Source organism: Acidovorax sp. (genome assembly GCF_046294525.1).
GTDB lineage: Bacteria > Pseudomonadota > Gammaproteobacteria > Burkholderiales > Burkholderiaceae_C > Acidovorax.
The window spans coordinates 205,087-223,905 of the sequence record NZ_JBKBKQ010000003.1; the positions used below are offsets into that span (position 1 = coordinate 205,087).

Here is an 18,819-nt window from a genome sequence, read left to right on the forward strand (position 1 = left end):
TCATCGGGCTCCATGACTTTCCCAGCACCCTCCTCCTCGCCGGACTTCCGTGCTGCCCTCGCGCCAGCGGGGGACTCCGTGCAGGACGAAGGCCGCTACCTGGCCGTGCTGGCACGGGATGCGCGGTTCGACGGGCGTTTTTTCACCGGCGTGACCTCCACCGGCATCTACTGCCGCCCCGTGTGCGCCGTGCGCGCGCCCCGGCGCGAGAACTGCCGCTTCTTTGCCCTGGCAGCCCAGGCTGAAAGCGCGGGCTTCCGACCCTGTCTGCGCTGCCGTCCCGAGATGGCGCCGGGCGCTGCGGTGTGGTCGGTGCAGGACGCGAGCAACATCCTGGTGCAGCAGGCCGTGCGCCTTTTGGATGCGCCCGAGCTGTGGCCCGCCCCCGCCGGGCCTGGCGAAGGCGCCACGGTGGCACGGTTGGCCGAGCGACTGGGTGTGAGCGACCGGCACCTGCGCCGCATTTTTGAAGCGGCGCTGGGCGTGTCGCCCCTGCAGTACCTGCAAACCCGCCGCCTGCTGACGGCCAAGCAGTTGCTGACCGACACCCGCCTGCCCGTGACCCAGGTGGCGCTGGCCAGCGGCTTTGCCAGTGTGCGCCGCTTCAACGCGGCGTTTGCCAGCCACTACGGGCTGAACCCCACCCAGCTGCGGCGTGACGGCGCAGCCAAAGATCCACGCGCGACCAACACCCTGCGCCTGGGCTGGCGGCCGCCGCTGGATGCTGCGGCCCTGCTGGGCTTTTTTGAGCGGCGGCAGTTCCACGGCGTGGAATGGGTCCTGCCAGAAGAGAGCACGCTGCGCCGCACCGTGCGCCTGCCGGCAGCCTGCACGGGCCTGCCGCACGAGACCACTGGCTGGCTGAGCGCGCGCTTTGACATGGCACGCCACCAAGTGCTGCTGCAGACCAGCGACAGCCTGTACCCCGTGCTGCCGCTGGTGATACGGCGCGTGCGCGCCATGCTGGACCTGGACGCAGACCCCGCAGCCATCAACGCCGTGCTGAACCCGCACTTCCCGCAGGGCGACGGCCTGCGCGTGCCGGGCGCGTTCGATGGGTTTGAGCTGGCCGTGCGTGCTGTGCTGGGCCAGCAGATCACCGTAGCCGCTGCGCGCACGCTGGGCCAGCGGCTGGTGGAGCGGCTGGGCGAGCCCATCGCCACGCCCTGGGCGGAGCTGAACCGCCTGTTCCCCACGCCCGCCACGCTGGCCGCCGCCGGTGGCGATGCGCTGGGGCAGCTGGGCATCGTGCGGCAGCGCCAGGCCTCCATCATGGCCCTGGCGCGTGCGGTGGACGGGGGCACGCTGGCCCTGCACGCGGGGGCGGATGTGGCGCAGACCACTGCCGCCCTCTGCGCGCTGCCCGGCATTGGCGACTGGACGGCCCAGTACATCGCCATGCGGGTGTTGCGCTGGCCCGACGCCTTTCCGGCCGGGGACGTGGCGCTGCACAAGGCCCTGGGCGTGATGGGCCACAAGAACCCGGCGCGCGCGGCGACCGAGGCATCGCAGGCATGGAGCCCCTGGCGCAGCTACGCGGTACTGCGCGCCTGGGCATCCGGTATCGCCGGCAGCAGCGCTGCGTCGAATGCACTATCAAAACAATAGCTGCTAGCGATTGCCTATCAAGCGCTAGAGGCCATTTTTACCTCAGATCAATTCCTCCACATGCACTATCACCCCCACACCGTTCAGCTTCAGGCCGCCAGCGCCCTGGGCACCGTGCGCCTGGCCGCATCGCCCGCCGGGCTGGTCGGCGTCTGGTTTGAAGGCCAGCGCCATGAACCGGTGACCCGGCTTTACGGCACCGGGGCGTGGCCCCATGCGCCGGGACACGCGCTGCTGCAAGCGGCAGCCTTGCAGTTGCAGCAGTACCTGGCTGCCGAGCGCAGCACGTTCGACCTGCCGCTGGACCTTTCCGGCGGCACGCCGTTTCAGCAAAGCGTGTGGCGCGCCTTGCTGGCCATTGGCCGGGGCGCCACCACCAGCTACGGAGCGCTCAGCCTGCAATTGGGTTACCCCCGGGCCGTGCGCGCCCTGGGCGCGGCCGTGGGGCGCAATCCGCTGAGTGTGGTCGTGCCCTGCCACCGCGTGGTCGGCTCCGACGGCAGCCTGACAGGCTATGCCGGTGGCCTTGACCGCAAAAGGGCCTTGCTGACCCTGGAGAATGCGCAGCTCGCCGCCACCCGCGCGCACTCCATCGCCGCCACCCCACAAGGATTTCAATGAGCACCCCCACGGCCACCAGCCCTGCGCACCAACCTGTCTCTTCCTGGATCGGCGAATTCATTCTTCTGGCAGCGCTCTGGGGGGCCTCGTTCCTGTTCATGCGCCTGGGCGCCGCAGAGTTTGGCCCGCTGCCCACCGCCGGGCTGCGGGTGGCCCTGGCCACCGTGTTCCTGTGGCCCATCATGCTGCGCCAGGGGCACTTTGCCGCGTTCAAGGCGCACTGGCGGCCCATCATGCTGGCCGGCGTGATCAACTCGGCCATTCCGTTTGCGCTGTTTGCCTGGGCGGTCATGCACATCCAGACGGGACTCAGCTCCATCCTCAACGCCACGGTGCCGCTGTTTGGGGCCCTGGTGGCCTGGATTTGGCTGGGCGACCGCATCAACAGGCTGCGCTGGGCGGGCCTGGCGCTGGGCTTCGTGGGCGTGGCGCTGCTGGCGTGGCGGGCACCGGCCGGCACGGGCTTCAAGACCGACAGCGCCCACTGGGCCATTGCGGCGTGCTTGGTGGCCTCGGCGTTTTATGGCATATCGGCCAGCTTCACGCGCCGCCACCTCACCGGCGTGCCGCCCCTGGCCACGGCCACCGGCAGCCAGCTGGGTGCCACGCTGGCCCTGGCCCTGCCCACGCTGTGGCTCTGGCCGGTGCAGTTGCCGGGGGCGCGCGCCTGGGGCGCCATTGCGGCCATTGCCGTGCTGTGCACTGGCATTGCTTACATCCTGTATTTCCGCCTCATCGCCCACGCAGGCCCCAGCCGGGCGTTGGCCGTGACCTTCATCACGCCGGTGTTCGCCGTGATGTATGGCGCGCTGTTTCTGGGCGAGAACATCACGCTGTGGATGGTGGGTTGTGCGCTGGTGATCGTCTGCGGCACGATGTTGTCAACCGGACTTATCAGGACGGCGCGCGCCCGCGCCGCCTCCGTTGAGAGGGCCTAAACTCGGTGCATGGTTTTTGCGCCGGGTCCCTACACCGCATCGAGTCTGCCCACGCCCGGCCCGGGGCCTGACATTCTTCCCCTGAACGGCCCATTGGCCGTCCAGGGCGCCCCCCTGCCGGACGTGCTTCATGGGTAACAACACACTGCTGGCCGCCACAGCACTGATGTTGCTGCTGCTGGTGCTGGCGGGCCTGCCTCCCCACCGACTACTGCATCCCGATCGCCGAATTCGTGTGGCAGTGGGGCTGGCGGGCGGCCTGGTCTCTGCGGCCGCATTTGAAGCGCTGCGCTGGAACGCCCCCGATCTGCACGTGCTGGCATATCCCACCGCCACGGCTTTTGTGGCGCTGGCCTTTGGCGGGCCAGCGGCCCTGGTTTCCGCCGCGCTGGCGCTGGCTGCCTCGGCCTGGAGAGAGACCGCCACCACCCCGGTGGCTGTGGCCGTGCTCGCCACGGCGTGGGTGGCCGGCTGGCTGTGGCGCCTGGCAGGCCAACGGATCCGGCTGCCGCGCTGGGGGGGCATCGCTGGACTGACGCTGACCCTGCCGTTTGCCATCGAGGCCTGCCTGCGCATGGCCCAAAGCGCCACACAACCCCTGTCGGGCCTGCCCTGGCACCACGGCGCGGGGGTGCTCATGCTGGGCGTGGGGTGGCAGATACTGGTCAGCCGCGCCCGCTCCGAAGTGGCGCACCAGGACGCCCAGCAGGCGTTGCGCCACCAGGAAAACCACCTGCGCCTGGCCCTGGATTCGCTGGGCGGCGGCCGGTGGGAATGGGACGTGGTCAACCGCCGCTTCCGCTGCTTCGGTGCGTTCTACGAAACCTACGGCATCACGGCCGCCGACGAAGATGCACTGGACCTGTGGCAGCGCTGGTACGCGCTGCGCCACCCGCTGGACACCGAACGCAATGCGGCCAAGCTGGCCCGTGCCATGGACGGGCTGGACGAAAACTATGAGGCCGAGTTCCGCGTGCGGGACACGCAAGGCCGTTGGCATTGGCTGATGTCGCGCGGCACCGTGGCGCAGCGGGACGCACAGGGTCGGCCCACCGCGCTGATCGGCATGGACGTGGACATCACCGCGCACCGCGAGGTGGAAGACGCGCTGCGCACGTCCGAGGCCAAGTACACCACCTTCTACCAGACGCTGCCCGACCCGGCGGGCATCTCGCGCATTTCGGACGGACGCTACATCGACGTGAACCCCGCTTTCTGCGAAGTGCTGGGCCTGCCGCGCGAGCAGATCATCGGCCGCACATCCAACGAGCTCAAGATCTGGGCCAGCGAGCAGGAGCGTGAGCGGCTGGTGGCCACCTTCAGGCGCGACGGCAAGGTGGACCGCCTGCCGCTGGTGGCGCAGCGCCAGGGCGCGCGCCTGCCTGGCCTCATGTCGGCACGCTCCGTGCTTGTGAACGGCGAAAACTGTTTTGTCTTCGTTTTCCACGACATGTCCGAAGCGCAACGCACCAGCGACGAGCTGCACGCCCTCAACAGCCTGCTGCAGCAGGCGGGGCGCCTGGCCCGCCTGGGAGCCTGGGAGGACCAGCGCGGCAAGGGCCTGGTCTACTGGTCGGACGTATGTTTCGACATCCACGGCCTGCCCCCCGGCTCCCCCCTGCCGCACGACTACATTGACCGCCATGTGGCGCCGGCCTACCGCGAGCCGCTGAGGAACAACTTCCGCCTCAGCATTCTGGAGCGTCGCGAGTGGAGCATGGAGATCGAGGTGCTGCACACCGATGGGCGGCTGGTGTGGGTGCGCGCCATGGGCGAGCCCGTCATCGAGAACGGCCGTGTGACCCGCGTGCGCGGCGTGATGCAGGACATCGACGAAGCCAAGCGCGCCGAGCAGCGCCTGCGCCAGTCCGAAGAGCGCTTCTCGCGCATCTTCCACCTCATGCCCTACCCCATGGGCCTGTCGCACCGCAATGACGGGCGCTATGTGGAGATCAACCCCGCCTGGGTCGAGATGCTGGGCATTCCGCGCGAGGAAGCCATCGGTCGCACCGCGATCGAAATGGGCGTCTTCAGCGCCGAAGACCGCGAGCGCCTGATGGCTGCCGTGCAGGCCGGTGGACACCTCAACGGGTACGAGCTCACCCTGAACGTGCGGGGCGGCCCGCCGCGCACGGTGCTGCAGTTCATGCGCGCCACCGAGTTCGACGGCCAGCCTTGTTGGCTGTTTTCGGTGCACGACATCACCGACCGCAAGCGCAACGAGCTGCAGGTGCGCGAGCGCGAGGAGCTGCTCTCGCTCACCATTTCGGCCGCATCGCTGGGCCTGTGGGACTGGAACCTTCAGACTGGCCACATCAGCGGCGACCCGCGCTGGCAGGCCATGCGCGGCCTGGCGCCCGCAGGCAGCACCGAGCCGCCGGTGCAATGGACCCGAGCCGTGGCGCCAGAAGACATCGACCGCATCACCGCCGAGCTGGCACGCCACACGGCAGAGCCCGCAACGCCGTTTGACGCCACTTGGCGCATCACCACCGGCGATACCGTGCGCTGGGTGCGCAACCTGGGCAAGATCGTGAGCACCAACGCCATGGGCCAACCCGAGCGCATGCTGGGCGTGTCCATCGACGTGACACCCCAGCGCGAGCAAGAAGTGCTGCTGCAGCGGCTGGCGCTGTACGACGCACTCACCGGCCTGCCCAACCGCGTGCTGCTGGCCCGCAAGCTGCAGGAGAGCATGGACGTGGCCCGCAGCAAAGGCACCTTGCTGGGCGTGGCCTACCTCGATCTCGATGGCTTCAAGCCCGTGAACGACCGCCTGGGTCACGGCGCGGGCGACCGCCTGCTGGTGGTGGTGGCGGGCCGTCTCACCCGCGCGCTGCGCGCGCTCGACACGGTGGCGCGCCTGGGCGGCGACGAGTTCGTGATCCTGATGCCCGGCCTGGCATCTGTGGCGGACTGCGAGGACCGCCTGCACCGGCTGATGGAAAGCATCTCGGCACCCTACACGCTGGATGCGGAGCGCGTGGTCGTCACCGCCAGCATCGGCTACACCGTGTTTCCGCAGGACGACGCCGATGCCGACACCCTGCTGCGCCACGCCGACCAGGCCATGTATGCCGCCAAGCAGGCGGGGCGCAACCGCTTCCACCAGTTCGACTCGGCGCAGGAACGCGCCTTGCTGGCCCTGCGCGAACAGGGCCGCCACCTGGGCGAAGCGCTTGAGCGCGCGCAGTTTGTGCTTTACCTGCAGCCCAAGGTGGACATGAAAAGCGGCACCGTGGTGGGCGCCGAAGCGCTGGCCCGCTGGCAGCACCCCGAGCGCGGCGTGGTATCGCCCGGCGAGTTTCTGCCCTTGCTGGAGGGCACCGAGCTGGAGATCCGCTTTGGCGAATGGGTCATCGAAGCGGCCCTGGCCCTGCTGGAGCAGCTGCAGCACCAGCGCATGCCGATGCCGGTCAGCGTCAACATTGCCGCACAGCACCTGCAGCACCCCGGCTTTGCCGCCTGGATGGCGGCCTGCCTGCAGCGCCACCCGCAGGTACCGCCGCACCTGGTCGAGATCGAGATCACCGAAAGCGCAGCCCTGTACGACCTGGCCGCCGTGGCCGCTGCGCTGACCGATCTGCGCAACCTGGGCCTGACCGTGGCGCTGGACGACTTTGGCACCGGCTACTCGTCCCTGACCTACCTGCGCCGCCTGCCCATGGACACGCTCAAGATCGACCAGAGCTTTGTGCACGGCATGATGGGTGACCCGGGCGACTTGGCGATCGTGCAAGGCGTGATCGGCCTGTCGCGGTCCTTCGGCTACCGCGTGATCGCCGAAGGCGTGGAGACGGTGGAACAGGGCCAGATGCTGCTGCAGCTGGGCTGCACGCAGGCGCAGGGCTACTGCATTGCACGGCCGATGCCGCTCGCAGACTTCGTAGCCTGGGTGCCCGCTTGGCAGCCGCCCGCCGGCTGGCAGCGCAACCGGCCAGGTTGATGCCGGTCATTTTTTATACAAAATCAGGCTCTAGCGCCCATCCAGTAAGCTCTGGATGCTATCGATTTGATAGTTTTCAGAATTTTTTTTCGATCAGCCAGTACACGCGCCTGCTGGCCAACTCCGCCCCGCCTATGGACGGCGGTGCTGGCAGGGGTGCGGCCACATTGTTGGTGAGCTGCAAGGGGTTGGCGCGCTTCGGTAAAACCGCATCCCGGGTGCGGCCCGGCTTGGTTTATCTGCCCGCCGTCTGCCCGCAGACTCGCATCCCTTGATTTGGCTTTTGACTCACCGGACAAAATAGGAAGACCCCATGCTCTACATCGTCAACTGGACCATCGTCATGCTGCTGTTTGCGCTCTGGTCGCTCGCGGCCTGGGCCTTTCACGCTGTTGTGGTGTGGGCGATAACCATGGCACCAACACTCACCGGGCCAGCCGCAGACCTTTCGTCAGTGCCCGTACCCGCATGGCTGCTGCAGTTCTTGCCCATCGAAGCCATTCAGGGTCTGATCGTGGCGCTTACCGAAACGTGGACCCTGCTGGCAGGATTTCTGAACGCTGCTCCGTCGGTCGTCTCGGGCGTCACCGCCGTGACCTGGGCTGTGTGGGGATTGGGCAGCGCATCACTGCTGGCGTTGGGCGTGGGGATCCACCTGTGCGTTTCACTGTGGGTCCGTCGCAGCGCCGGTACTGCGAAGGTCCCAGCTTAGACACACCCGAACGGGTGATCACCCCACGAGATCCTTCACCTGCTGCAGTGCTGCCGGGTCTTCCATCGTTGTCAAGTCGCCCGGGTCGCGCCGCTCGGCCACGGCCTGCAGGGCGCGGCGCAGCAGCTTGCCGCTGCGGGTTTTGGGAAGCACGGTCACAAAGTACACGCGAGATGGCCGCGCCACGGCGCCGAGCTGGCTGTCCACCTGCTTCATCACCTCGCCTTCGAGCTTGAGGCGCGCGGCATCGTCTGTCAGGCCCGAGGCATCGCGCGCCACGGCGAACGCCATGGCCACCTGGCCCTTCAAGCTGTCGGCCACACCCACCACGGCCACTTCGGCGATGTTGGGATGCGAGGCAATGCTCTCCTCGATCTCACGCGTGCCCAGGCGGTGGCCGGCCACATTGATCACGTCGTCGGTGCGGCCCAGGATGAAGTGGTAGCCGTCCGCATCGCGGATGCCCCAGTCAAACGTGCTGTAAATCATACGGCCGGGAATGCTCTTCCAGTAGGTGTTCACAAAGCGGGCGTCGTCTCGCCACACCGTCTGCATGCAGCCGGGTGGCAATGGGCCTTCGATGGCGACTACACCCTTCTGGTTGGGCCCGGTCAGTTCCTCGCCCGTGGCCTCATCGATCAGCTTCACACCGTAGCCGTACATGGCTTTGCCGGGGCTGCCGAAGCGTGTGGTTTGTTTTTCCACGCCATTGGCCAAGGTCAGGATGGGCCAGCCGGTTTCGGTCTGCCAGTAGTTGTCGATGATGGGCACTTGCAGGGCGTCGCTGATCCACTGCGCCGTGGGCTCGTCCAGCGGCTCGCCCGCCAGCCACAGGGCCTTCAAAGTTTTGACGTTGTACTTGGCGAGGTAGGCAGGGTCCTGCTTCTTGAGCACCCGCACCGCCGTGGGGGCCGAGAACATGTGAGTGACCCGGTATTTCTCGACGATGCTCCACCACACGCCCGCATCGGGCCGCGTGGGCAGGCCTTCGTACATGATGGTCGTCATGCCCGCGATCAGAGGGCCATAGACGATGTAGCTGTGGCCCACCACCCAGCCAATGTCGCTGGTCGCGAAGTACACATCGCCCGCCTTGGCGTCAAAGATGTGCTTCATGCTGGCCGCCAGCGCCACGGTGTAGCCGCCCGTGTCGCGCTGCACGCCCTTGGGCTTGCCGGTGGTTCCGCTGGTGTACAGCGTATAGCTGGGGTGGGTGGCATCAACCCATTCGCAGGGCACGATGGTGTTGAGGTGCTGCTCGCGCAATGGCGCCCATTCGTGGTCGCGCCCGGCCTGCAGGTGCATGGGGGCCAGGCCCCGGTTCACCATCAGCACGGCGGCGGGCTTGTGTTTGGACAATCCAATGGCCTCATCCAGCAGCGGCTTATAGGGCACCACCTTGCCGCCGCGCGATCCGGCATCGGCACTGACCACGGCCACGGGCTCGGCATCTTCGATGCGCGAGGCCAGCGAGCCCGAGGCAAAGCCGCCAAACACCACCGAATGCAGCGCGCCAATGCGCACGCAGGCCAGCATGGCAAAGGCCGCCTCGGCAATCATGGGCATGTAGATGAGCACACGGTCGCCCTTCTTCACGCCCAGGCCTTTCAGCACCGCCGCCATGCGCTGGACCTCGGCATGCAGCTCGGCAAAGCTGTAGCTGCGCTCGGTCTCCGTCTCAGTGGAGATCGCCACCAGCGCCGCCTGGCTGGCGCGCGTGGCCAGGTGCCGGTCTACCGCGTTGTGGCACAGGTTGGTGGTGCCGCCCACAAACCATTTGGCAAACGGCGGGTTGCTGTAGTCGCACACATGCTGGGGGGGAGTGTGCCAGTCAATCAGCTTCGCCTGCTCGCTCCAGAAGGCGTCGCGGTGGTCGATGGACTGGCGGTAGAAATCGGCGTAGGCGCTGTGTGCGGTCATGGTGGGTGTCTCCTCGGCATCTCTCGCCCTGCCAGAACAGCAGGTTTTGAATTTATAATTATTCATAACGGGCTTGCGGCAAACTGACGCAGCTAGGTGGTACGGTGTCGGGTGCAGGTCCGTCGTCGCCCACCGATCAATATGCCTGCCAGCGTCACACAGGCCTGTCACACTCCGGGCCCATGCATCCAGCACCGCCCCCCGCTCCCACGTCCGTCCGGTTCCGGGAAGCTTTTCTTTTTTGGCTCAAGCTTGGCTTCATCAGCTTTGGTGGGCCGGCCGGGCAGATCGCCATCATGCATGCGGAGCTGGTGGAGCGCCGCCGCTGGATCAGCGAAAAGCGCTTTCTGCATGCCCTCAACTACTGCATGCTGCTGCCCGGCCCCGAGGCGCAGCAACTGGCGACCTACATCGGCTGGCTTTTGCACCGGACCTGGGGCGGCATCGTGGCCGGGGCGCTGTTCGTGCTGCCCTCGCTGTTCATCCTGATCGGGCTGTCGTGGGTGTATCTGCGCTTTGGGGATGTGCCCGTGGTGGCGGGCATCTTCTACGGCATCAAGCCCGCAGTCACCGCCCTGGTGCTGCATGCGGCGCACCGCATCGGCACGCGGGCGTTGAAAAACGGGTGGATGTGGGGCATCGCCGCTGCATCGTTCGTGGCCATTTTTGCGCTCAACACGCCCTTCCCGGCCATCGTGCTGGCTGCGGGACTGATCGGCTACTTTGGCTCGCAGCGCTGGCCCGCGGTGTTTGCCTTGGGCGGCGGCCACGGCAACGGGCACAAGGGCTACGGCCCGGCGCTCATCGACGACGACACGCTGCCGCCCGCGCACGCGCGCTTCTCGCGCCGCCACCTGGCCAAGGTGCTGGCGGCGGGCCTTGCGCTGTGGCTGGCCGCCATGGCCGTGCTGGTGGCCACTCAGGGCTGGCAGGGCACGCTTACGCAGATGGCCTGGTTCTTTACCAAGGCAGCGCTGGTCACCTTTGGCGGGGCATATGCCGTGCTGCCCTACGTGTACCAGGGCGCGGTGGAGCACTACCACTGGCTCAGCGGCCCGCAGATGATCGACGGCCTGGCCTTGGGCGAAACCACGCCCGGCCCGCTGATCATGGTGGTGGCCTTTGTCGGTTTTGTGGGCGGCTGGCTGCAGCAGGTGTGGGGGCCGGACGCGCTGTTTGCAGGGGCCGCCGTAGCGGCCACGGTTGTGACATTCGTGACCTTCCTGCCGTCGTTCATCTTCATCCTGGCGGGTGGCCCGCTGGTGGAGGCCACCCACGGCAAGCTGGGCTTTACCGCGCCCCTGTCGGCCATCACCGCGGCCGTGGTGGGCGTCATCCTGAACCTGGCCCTGTTCTTTGCATACCACCTGCTGTGGCCCAAGGGTTCTGGCGGAGCGTTCGATGCCGTATCGGCGGTGATCGCCGTCGGTGCACTGGTGGCGCTGTTTCGCTTCAAAATGCGGGTGATGCCTCTCTTGACATTGTGCGCGTTGACCGGGCTGACCCTGAAATTGGTCACAACGTAGCTTGCCTGAGCCGATCTTTATTTCCGCCCGAAAGTCATTGCGGTCTACGCATTGCCGCATGGCTCATGGTCGCCAAACAGGCCTGCATCCGGCAAAAATACGCCATCTCAGCACTATATTTTTAATAGCTGCTGACGCATGAATATCAAGCGCTGGAAGCATAAAACACGAAAATACGCTGCATTGGCATGCGATCAATGTCGTCAAAAGGTGATTTCGGCAGCGTTGCAGCGGTCGAGCTTCAGCGATTCGCCAGGGGAGCGCCCACGCTCTGCGCCAGCGAACGGATCACATCCAGATCCTGCGGCAAAGGTAGCGCCTTCTCCGCGCGCGCCAACGCCTGCTGAGCATGCCGCGTCGCGGCCACTCGCATGACGTCATCGCTGGTAGACGCCAACGACCGGAGTGCTTTTAGCAGCCGCACGCCCACTTCCACAGTACCCGCACCGTCGCGTGCGATCGCGGTAAAGGCATCGTCGAAAAGGTCGTCAATCTGCAGTGCTGGCGCCTCGATGCGGTCAAACTCCACAGGCAGCGCAGCGAGTTGCTTGTCCTGCTCGGTCCACAGCGTGAACAGCCGCACCAGGGTGCCCACGACCCCGATGGCGGTGCCAGGGTCGTTGACGGCAGGCGAAAGCGCGCGCCCCGCAATCTCGGATAGCACGATGAGCCCCAGGCGCGGGTCATGGTCAAACACACGGTCACGGCCGATGGTGAAGGCAGCGGTCACCCGTTGAAGCTCAACTTTCTGCCCAACGGTGGACCCTGCCACCACGCGGGCCAAAGGGCTACCCGGCATGGCAAAAGTGCCCGGCAGCGCATCGATCACCACGCGGCCACCGGTCTCTTGTGCAAATTCCTGGAGGGCGTGCATGTCGATCTGCTGCACGTAGCCCACTTCGCTTGCAAAAACGGCCATGCCCGCGGATGGCTCTTGCAGGTTGCGCACCAGGCCGCCCAGTGCCGGGCGCTTGCGCCGCCGCCGCATGGCATCTGATGTGGCCGCCTCCACTTGCTCCACCGTGGCACCCAAACGCCCCTACCGCGCAATGCGGTCGGTCCATCGCACAAATGTGAACACCACAAAACCGAGCACCGCCACCGTCATGGAGAACAACGTGAAGCGTCCTGCGATTTCAAAGTACCCGTTTTTCATGACCATGAGGGCCACGACGCTGAAAATGAACGCCCCCACAAAGGTCGACAGCGCGTTTTGCGAGACATCGTCCGCAATCACCAAAGGGAACGAACGTGGCGTGGCCGTGGTGCTGGCTGACGAATACGCCGACACCATCGATGCCACGGCAAACGTGGCGACGGCCAGCATGCTCGCGGCGATGATGGGCAGCAGGCTTTCCACCGACGCGCCCGACACGTCAGGCGCCAGGCGCGCAAGCGGCAGTTGGTCGGACACCTTCGCGCCAAACACCGCAATGATCGAGACGATGCATATGAATAGCGGCTTGACCCACAAACGCTCACGGATGCGGCGCACCAGAAAACGCCACTGATCGGACGACACCCACCATTTCATATGCACTCCTTCGCCCTGCGGCATTCCATCCATTGTCTGCCCCGCACCGCAGCGCGTGTAGTGCCTGTTTGACACTCAATAGGAGGCAACTGCGCAAACACGGGGAACGCTAAAGACTACTGTCGAGCCGACGCACCACCCGATCGCGCAGGCTCTGGCGCCCAGCCTTCGTTATCGACAATGTCCAGCAAGGCGCGCACGCTGCGGCCCAGGTCCACTCCCAGCACCTCGGCGGCGGCCTGCACCCCGGCATCGCGGCGCTGTGCGGTGGTCACAAACGCGGTAAACGCGGCCCAGTCCCGCGCCATGTGGTCCACCAAAATACGGGCCAGCTCGTACGACAGCAGATTGCCGTCGTCGGTGCGCTGAAACGACGTGCCCGCCCAGAACTCCTGCATGCGCTCAGGCGTCCAGAAGCGCTGGTGCATGTGGTGCAACTGAGCGGCGGTGTGCTGCGCGGGGGGCGCGCCCTTCAGGCGGCGCTCGGTGTTCACGGCCAGGCCCTCGTCCAGCCAGGTGGGCAGCTGCAAGTGGGCCAGTGCGTTGTGCGTCATCTCGTGGGCAATCACGGGCTCGATGGCGGCCAGATCGGCGGCCACCACCACAAAGTGTGGGCAGCCGAAGTGGATGAACATGCCGCCGCTGCGCGCAAACTCGCCATCCTCGCCGTAGAACTGCGCGACGTAGTGGTAGTAGGTGTCCTCGTCGTCCAGCACCAGCAGGATGCATTTTTCGGCCACGGGGAAATGCGCCATGCCCGCCAGTAGCCGCTCGATGCGCTGGCGCGTGGTGGTGACGTAGCGCGCCGTCGCGCGGGCCACCGACCGGTCTAGCGGCGACAGGATGAAGCAGTCCGCCCCTTCGTACAGGTGCATGTGCTGGCCCAGCGCATCGCGCAGGTGCAGCAGCCAGGCGCGGCGGCCCTGGTTCAGGGCCTGTGCGATGTCCTCCGGCCTGCGGTCGCCAGAGTCACCGTGGGCCCAGGCGTCCAGCGCCGGCCAGTCCAGCTGTGGCAGGTCCTGGAGGTGGTGCAGATGCGCCAGAACCTCAAATCGGTCCATTCCGGGCGCCTCAAGAATCGCCGGGGCGGGCTCTGCCTCGCCAATGTCCTGCAGATCGTCGCCCGACTCGGCCGTGGGCGGCAAATGGCTTTTGGCCAGCCACGCGCCCAGAAACGGCAACACCCACACGCCACCGACCCACATGGTCTTGCGAAAACTTGACTCTCCGCTGCGCGCAATCCGGCGGCTGGCCTGCACATTGACCACCAGCAAGGCCACCACCAAAACCAGGGCGATAAATTCAGGCGTCATGGGCAGAAAGAAGCGGGGAGCCGCCGAGGGTTGGCGGCAGAGAACTATGATTTCGATAGCTGACAGCGCTTCATGGATAAGCGCTGGAGGCCAAAATGGCCATATATCTGCTTACTTGATCAACGCCAGCACATCTTTGAACGCCGGGTGCTCGCAGCTGCCCACCCATTCAAACGCCACCATCTCGGTGGTCACCAGCTCGGCGCCCGCGCCAGCCAGGCGGTCGAAGGCGGCGTCGCGGTTGCGTTCGGTGCGCGAGCCGCAGGCGTCGGTCACCACCCAGACTTCAAACTCGTCGTCGATCAGGTCCAGCGCGGTTTGCAGCAGGCACACATGGGCTTCGCACCCGGCGATGACGATGGTGCCGCGCTCGGGGGCTTGCTGGGCGGGCTTTTGCAGGTGTTTGGGCAAGCTGCGTGCGTTGCCGCCCTGGGGCTTGGCCGGGGGGCGCAGCCACTCGCCCAGGCCTTCTTCGGCGGCGCTGAAGTGCATCTTGGCCAGGGTTTTCTGGCACAGCGCCCGCAGCGCAGCGTCGTTGGCGCCCAGCCGCGAGGGGTTCTGCTCGGTACCCCACACGGGCACGTCCAGGATGCGGGCGATCTCGGCCAGGCGGCGGGCGTTGGCCAGCACGGCGGGGCCTTCGTGGATGGCGGGCATCAGGCGCTCCTGGTAGTCGACCAGGACGAGTTGCGATTCGGTGGCATCAAGCAGCATGGTGTGTTCGATCGTGTGCGTGTTCTGAAATGCGCGGGCCGGGACGGGGCGCAGGCGAATGGGGCATTGTCGCAGCCCGGCGATGCGCCTTATGTCGCCTTATGCCGCCAGAACCGTGTGCAACGCAGCCGCCAGCGGCTCGGCCATTGCAACAGCGTTGCTGGGGTGAGGAATGCAGTCCGTGCTCCACACCTCGCCCACGCCCGCATCGTGCAGCGCCTGCAGCGCATCGCCCGCAAACAGCGCGTGGGTCACGGCCACGTCCACCGATGCGGCGCCCGCCTGCCGCAGCAGCCGCGCCGCCAGCGCCAGCGTGCGGCCCGTGCTGGCCATGTCGTCCAGCAGCACCACCGCGCGGCCGCGCGCGTCCAGCGGTGGCAGCTCGATGGCCACATCGCGGTCGCCATGACGCTCCTTGGTGCACACCGCATGGTCAAAGCCGTAGCGCGCGGCTGCCTGGGCAATCCACTGGGCGGATTCGCCGTCCGGTCCCACCAGCAGCGCGTTGGGGCGGCGCGCCGCGATCAGGTCGGCCAGCGGCTCTGCGCCGCTGAGCACCACGGCTTGCCGCACGGCAATGGCCTGCTCCAGCCGGGCTATGCGGTGCAGGTGCGGGTCTACGGTGATGACGGCGTCGAACAGGTCCGCCAGAAAGGCGCCCACCACCTGCTGGCTGACAGCCTCGCCGGGGTGGAAGGCGATGTCCTGCCGCATGTAGGCCAGGTACGGAGCCACCAGCGTGAGGTGCTGCACGCCGAGGCGGCGCGCCGTGCGGGCCGCCAGCAGCAGTTCCACCAGCTTGTCGTTGGGTTGGTGCAGGCTGCGCAGCAGCACGGCGCACGGCGGCAGGCGGCCTGCGGCATCGACTGGCAGGCGCAGCTTGGTTTCGCCGTCGGGAAAGCGGTGGCGCTCTATGGCCCGGGCCGTGAACCCCGAAGCCTGCGCTAGGCGCAATGCAGGGGCTGCTTCGTCGTCAAAGTACAGCAAGCCGGCGGTAGCGGGTGTGGCCATGGTCAGAACTCCACAAACACGCGCGGCACTTCGTCGGCCGTGCCCAGGCGGTAGCCGCTGTCCTGCTCGCAGGCCTGGCGCGCAAACTCCAGGTCGGCCGGGTAGCTGGCGTGCACGCGGTACAGCAGGTCCCCAGCGGCCACGGTGTCGCCCAGCTTGTGGACCAGGTCCACCCCTGCGCCGGGCACCTTGGGGGCACCCGCCAGGCGGGCCACACGCGCGATCTGGTAGTTGTCGATGCTGGCCACCACGCCACTGGCGGGGGCCACCACGTCCAGCGTGAGCGGGCCCAGCGCCGGGTGGTTATGGTCGAAACCCCGGCTGCCCTGGGCCGCGATGATGGCGTTCATGCGCGCCAGCGCGCGGCCCGAATCGAGGATGTCGCGCGCAATCGCATAGCCGTCGCCGCCGCGCACGTCGGGGTCGCACTCAATCAAGCGCCCGGCCAGGCGCAGGGCTTTTTGCCGCAGATCTGCCGGGGCGCGCGGGTCGTTCTGCAGCACGCGCATCACGTCCCGCGCCTCCAGCACCGGACCCACGCCATTGCCCACGGGCTGGCGGCCGTCGGTGATGACAACATCGAGCGACAGGCCCATGCGCCGCGCCACGTATTCAAACAGGCGGCGCAGGCGCTGCGCGTCGGGCATGGACCGCACCTTGGCCGTGGGGCCGATGGGGATATCGAGCACCAGGTGGGTCGCACCCGCGGCCACCTTCTTGGACAAGATGGACGCCACCATCTGCCCGGCCGAGTCGATGGACAAGGGCCGCTCCACCGAGATCAGCACATCGTCGGCGGGCGACAGGTGGGCTGTGCCGCCCCAGGCCAGGCAGCCCCGGTGGTCGCGCACGATGCCGGCCAGCTGTTCCAGCGGCAGCTCCACATTGGCCAGCACCTCCATGGTGTCTGCCGTGCCTGCGGGCGATGTGATGGCGCGCGACGAGGTCTTGGGGCACAGCATGCCGTGCGCGGCCACGATGGGCACCACCAGCATGGTGGTGCGGTTGCCCGGAATGCCGCCGATGCAGTGCTTGTCCACCACCAGAGGCTCGTGCCAGTTCAGGCGCTCGCCGCTGCCCACCATGGCGTCGGTCAGGAAGTACACCTCCTCGCGATCCAACTCGCTCTGGTGGCAGGCCACCACAAAGGCGGTGAGTTCGATCTTGGAATACCGGTGGCCGGCGATGTCGCGCACGATGGCGGCAAAGTCCTCGCGCGTGAGACGCTCGCTGGCGATTTTGCGGAACAGCGCGCCCATGGATTCAGGCGGCTCGGCCTGCGCCACCGACACCGTGTGGCCGTTGTCCACGCCCAGCTGGGCAAATGCGTCTTCCGACAAGCCCAGTTCGTGGCAGTCCACGATGGCGGCGTCGTCCACCACGTTGACGGTGGCCAGGATGCGCTGGCCATTGGCGCGTACCTCGATCTTCGACAGGGCCTGAAAGCCCTCGGCCCGGTACACGGCGCAGTCGCGGTGCAGGTAGGCGACGTTTTCGCGCCAGGTGTCGATGGCAACGCGGCGCAGGGCCAGTTCGGAGCGAGGGGGCAGCGGCTGCGCCAGCACGGTGGCGCCAGGTGGGTGCAGGTCGGTCATGCAGCCAGACTACACCCGCCCCCTGCGCTGCGGCACTGGCGCCAACCCGTGCGCGGCAGGCGCGAGCGCAGTTTTGCGGCGAGGTTTGACGTGGATCAAGCCGTGGCGTAGCGCGGTGCCCGCCTGCGCTGACCGCTTGTGCCGCTCAGCCGCCGGGCTGCAGGCGCATCAATCGCCCCTGCGGGCTGTCGGTGACCAGGTACAGCAGGCCATCCGGGCCCTGGCGGACGTCGCGCAGGCGTTCTCCGCTGCCTTCCAGCAACTTTTCCTCGCGCAGCACCTTGCCGGCGCCGTCCATCTCCAGCCGGTGCAAGGTGCCGAACTTGAGCGAGCCGACAAACAGGCTGCCCTGCCATGCAGCGCCATAGCGCGTGCTGGTCAAAAACGCCATGCCCGATGGCGCGATCGACGGCACCCAGGTGTGCAGGGGTGGCTCCATGCCGGCCTTGGCCGTGCCCTCGCCGATCTTGCCGCCGCCATAGTTCTCGCCAAACGTCACCACGGGCCAGCCGTAGTTGCGCCCTGCCTGTGGCAGGTTGATCTCGTCACCGCCCTGCGGGCCGTGCTCGTGCGTCCACAGCTTTCCGTCTGGCGAAAGCGTGGCGCCCTGCGGGTTGCGGTGGCCGTAGCTCCAGATCTCGGGCAAGGCGCCAGCGCGGCTGCGAAACGGGTTGTCCGGCGGGATGGCACCGTCCGGGCTGATTCGCACCACCTTGCCGTGGTGGTTGTCCAGTTTCTGCGCGTCGCTCATGCGCTGGTAGCGCTCGCCCAGCGTCATAAAGAGGTTGCCGTCCGGCGCCTGCACGATGCGGCAGCCGAAGTGCAGGCTGCTTGACACCTTGGGCTGCTGGCTGAAGATCACCCGCACCTCCTGCAGGCTGCGCCCATCGGTCGCCAGCGTTGCCCGGGCCAGCGCCGTGCTGTTGCCTGTGGCCCCGGCGCCCGCCGGTTCTGAAAAACAGAAGTAGATGCGCCGGTTGCGCGCAAAGTCGGCGTCGGTAATGACATCCAGCAGGCCGCCCTGCCCGCCCGTCGCAACCGGTGGCACGCCCGCCAGCGCAGGCCCCACCTGGCCGCTGGCGCTGACCACGCGCATGCGCCCGGGCCGCTCGGTCACCAAAAACTGCCCCTCCGGCAGAAACGCCACGGCCCACGGGTTGACCAGGCCGGTGGCCACGGGCACCAGTGTTGGGGCCGTTGAGCTGCTGCGGTTTTGCGCCGCCACTGTGCCGTGGCAGGCAATTGCTACCAAAAATATAGCTGTTTGCGCTTTATACACAAGCGCTGGAGGCACTTTTCTATACAAATTCATGGGAAAGGTCTCCGTTCAACAACGATTCATTAACACACCGCAACAACAGGGGCCGCACGCACCATGCAC

General features: G+C 67.1%; 12 protein-coding genes and 1 pseudogene. 6 read left to right on the forward strand and 7 right to left on the reverse strand.

Annotated features, from left to right (window positions below; translation table 11 throughout):
- Positions 1-12 precede the first annotated feature (12 nt).
- The 5 genes from ACK4HJ_RS05400 (at position 13) to ACK4HJ_RS05420 (ending at position 7,825) form a co-directional block, all read left to right on the forward strand.
- Positions 13-1,608, forward strand: a complete 1,596-nt coding sequence (locus ACK4HJ_RS05400) for a DNA-3-methyladenine glycosylase 2 family protein (RefSeq protein ID WP_409828404.1) — start codon at positions 13-15, stop codon at positions 1,606-1,608.
- A 60-nt stretch (positions 1,609-1,668) separates the two neighbouring features.
- Positions 1,669-2,229, forward strand: coding sequence for a methylated-DNA--[protein]-cysteine S-methyltransferase (locus ACK4HJ_RS05405; protein WP_409828406.1), 561 nt, complete (start codon positions 1,669-1,671; stop codon positions 2,227-2,229).
- Positions 2,226-3,167 carry a DMT family transporter gene (locus ACK4HJ_RS05410; RefSeq protein ID WP_409828409.1) on the forward strand — a complete coding sequence of 314 codons (942 nt, stop codon included), beginning with the start codon at positions 2,226-2,228 and terminating at the stop codon, positions 3,165-3,167. Before ACK4HJ_RS05405 ends, ACK4HJ_RS05410 begins: the two co-directional genes overlap by 4 nt.
- 130 nt (positions 3,168-3,297) lie before the next feature.
- The gene (locus ACK4HJ_RS05415) at positions 3,298-7,113 is read left to right on the forward strand and encodes an EAL domain-containing protein (RefSeq protein WP_409828411.1); all 3,816 of its coding nucleotides are present in this window, start codon (positions 3,298-3,300) and stop codon (positions 7,111-7,113) included.
- A 313-nt stretch (positions 7,114-7,426) separates the two neighbouring features.
- Positions 7,427-7,825, forward strand: coding sequence for a hypothetical protein (locus ACK4HJ_RS05420; protein WP_409828414.1), 399 nt, complete (start codon positions 7,427-7,429; stop codon positions 7,823-7,825).
- Positions 7,826-7,843: 18 nt separating this feature from the next.
- On the opposite strand, the gene ACK4HJ_RS05425 is transcribed toward ACK4HJ_RS05420, so the two are convergent.
- Positions 7,844-9,745: a propionate--CoA ligase gene (locus ACK4HJ_RS05425; RefSeq protein ID WP_409828416.1), complete on the reverse strand. Its 1,902-nt coding sequence runs from the start codon at positions 9,743-9,745 to the stop codon at positions 7,844-7,846.
- A gap of 182 nt (positions 9,746-9,927) precedes the next feature.
- Between ACK4HJ_RS05425 and chrA the strand changes: the two genes are divergently transcribed.
- Positions 9,928-11,271, forward strand: a complete 1,344-nt coding sequence (chrA, locus tag ACK4HJ_RS05430) for a chromate efflux transporter (RefSeq protein ID WP_409828419.1) — start codon at positions 9,928-9,930, stop codon at positions 11,269-11,271.
- 241 nt (positions 11,272-11,512) lie between these two features.
- Here the strand turns inward: chrA and ACK4HJ_RS05435 are convergent.
- From ACK4HJ_RS05435 to ACK4HJ_RS05460, 6 genes and pseudogenes are all read right to left on the reverse strand, one after another.
- Positions 11,513-12,838, reverse strand: a pseudogene (locus ACK4HJ_RS05435) (DUF2254 domain-containing protein).
- An 83-nt stretch (positions 12,839-12,921) separates the two neighbouring features.
- Entirely contained in the window at positions 12,922-14,118 is a 1,197-nt protein-coding gene (locus ACK4HJ_RS05440) for a hypothetical protein (protein WP_409828421.1), read from the reverse strand.
- A 111-nt stretch (positions 14,119-14,229) separates the two neighbouring features.
- Complete coding sequence (locus tag ACK4HJ_RS05445; protein ID WP_409828424.1) at positions 14,230-14,832, reverse strand: isochorismatase family protein; 603 nt, start codon at positions 14,830-14,832, stop codon at positions 14,230-14,232.
- Positions 14,833-14,931: 99 nt separating this feature from the next.
- Positions 14,932-15,843 (reverse strand): ribose-phosphate diphosphokinase, encoded by a 912-nt coding sequence (locus ACK4HJ_RS05450; protein ID WP_409828427.1) that lies wholly within the window; start codon positions 15,841-15,843, stop codon positions 14,932-14,934.
- A 2-nt stretch (positions 15,844-15,845) separates the two neighbouring features.
- Positions 15,846-17,438 carry a thymidine phosphorylase family protein gene (locus ACK4HJ_RS05455; protein ID WP_409828430.1) on the reverse strand — a complete coding sequence of 531 codons (1,593 nt, stop codon included), beginning with the start codon at positions 17,436-17,438 and terminating at the stop codon, positions 15,846-15,848.
- A gap of 145 nt (positions 17,439-17,583) precedes the next feature.
- Entirely contained in the window at positions 17,584-18,750 is a 1,167-nt protein-coding gene (locus tag ACK4HJ_RS05460; RefSeq protein WP_409828432.1) for a PQQ-dependent sugar dehydrogenase, read from the reverse strand.
- Between the last annotated feature and the right edge of the window lie 69 nt (positions 18,751-18,819).

What these genes read in the sequence shown, in the direction of transcription:
- ACK4HJ_RS05400 (WP_409828404.1), top strand. Translation starts at nt 13, where the DNA reads ATGACTTTCCCAGCACCCTCCTCCTCGCCGGACTTCCGTGCTGCCCTC.
- ACK4HJ_RS05405 (WP_409828406.1), top strand. Translation starts at nt 1,669, where the DNA reads ATGCACTATCACCCCCACACCGTTCAGCTTCAGGCCGCCAGCGCCCTG.
- ACK4HJ_RS05410 (WP_409828409.1), top strand. Translation starts at nt 2,226, where the DNA reads ATGAGCACCCCCACGGCCACCAGCCCTGCGCACCAACCTGTCTCTTCC.
- ACK4HJ_RS05415 (WP_409828411.1), top strand. Translation starts at nt 3,298, where the DNA reads ATGGGTAACAACACACTGCTGGCCGCCACAGCACTGATGTTGCTGCTG.
- ACK4HJ_RS05420 (WP_409828414.1), top strand. Translation starts at nt 7,427, where the DNA reads ATGCTCTACATCGTCAACTGGACCATCGTCATGCTGCTGTTTGCGCTC.
- ACK4HJ_RS05425 (WP_409828416.1), bottom strand. Translation starts at nt 9,745, where the DNA reads ATGACCGCACACAGCGCCTACGCCGATTTCTACCGCCAGTCCATCGAC.
- chrA (WP_409828419.1), top strand. Translation starts at nt 9,928, where the DNA reads ATGCATCCAGCACCGCCCCCCGCTCCCACGTCCGTCCGGTTCCGGGAA.
- ACK4HJ_RS05440 (WP_409828421.1), bottom strand. Translation starts at nt 14,118, where the DNA reads ATGACGCCTGAATTTATCGCCCTGGTTTTGGTGGTGGCCTTGCTGGTG.
- ACK4HJ_RS05445 (WP_409828424.1), bottom strand. Translation starts at nt 14,832, where the DNA reads ATGCTGCTTGATGCCACCGAATCGCAACTCGTCCTGGTCGACTACCAG.
- ACK4HJ_RS05450 (WP_409828427.1), bottom strand. Translation starts at nt 15,843, where the DNA reads ATGGCCACACCCGCTACCGCCGGCTTGCTGTACTTTGACGACGAAGCA.
- ACK4HJ_RS05455 (WP_409828430.1), bottom strand. Translation starts at nt 17,438, where the DNA reads ATGACCGACCTGCACCCACCTGGCGCCACCGTGCTGGCGCAGCCGCTG.
- ACK4HJ_RS05460 (WP_409828432.1), bottom strand. Translation starts at nt 18,750, where the DNA reads ATGAATTTGTATAGAAAAGTGCCTCCAGCGCTTGTGTATAAAGCGCAA.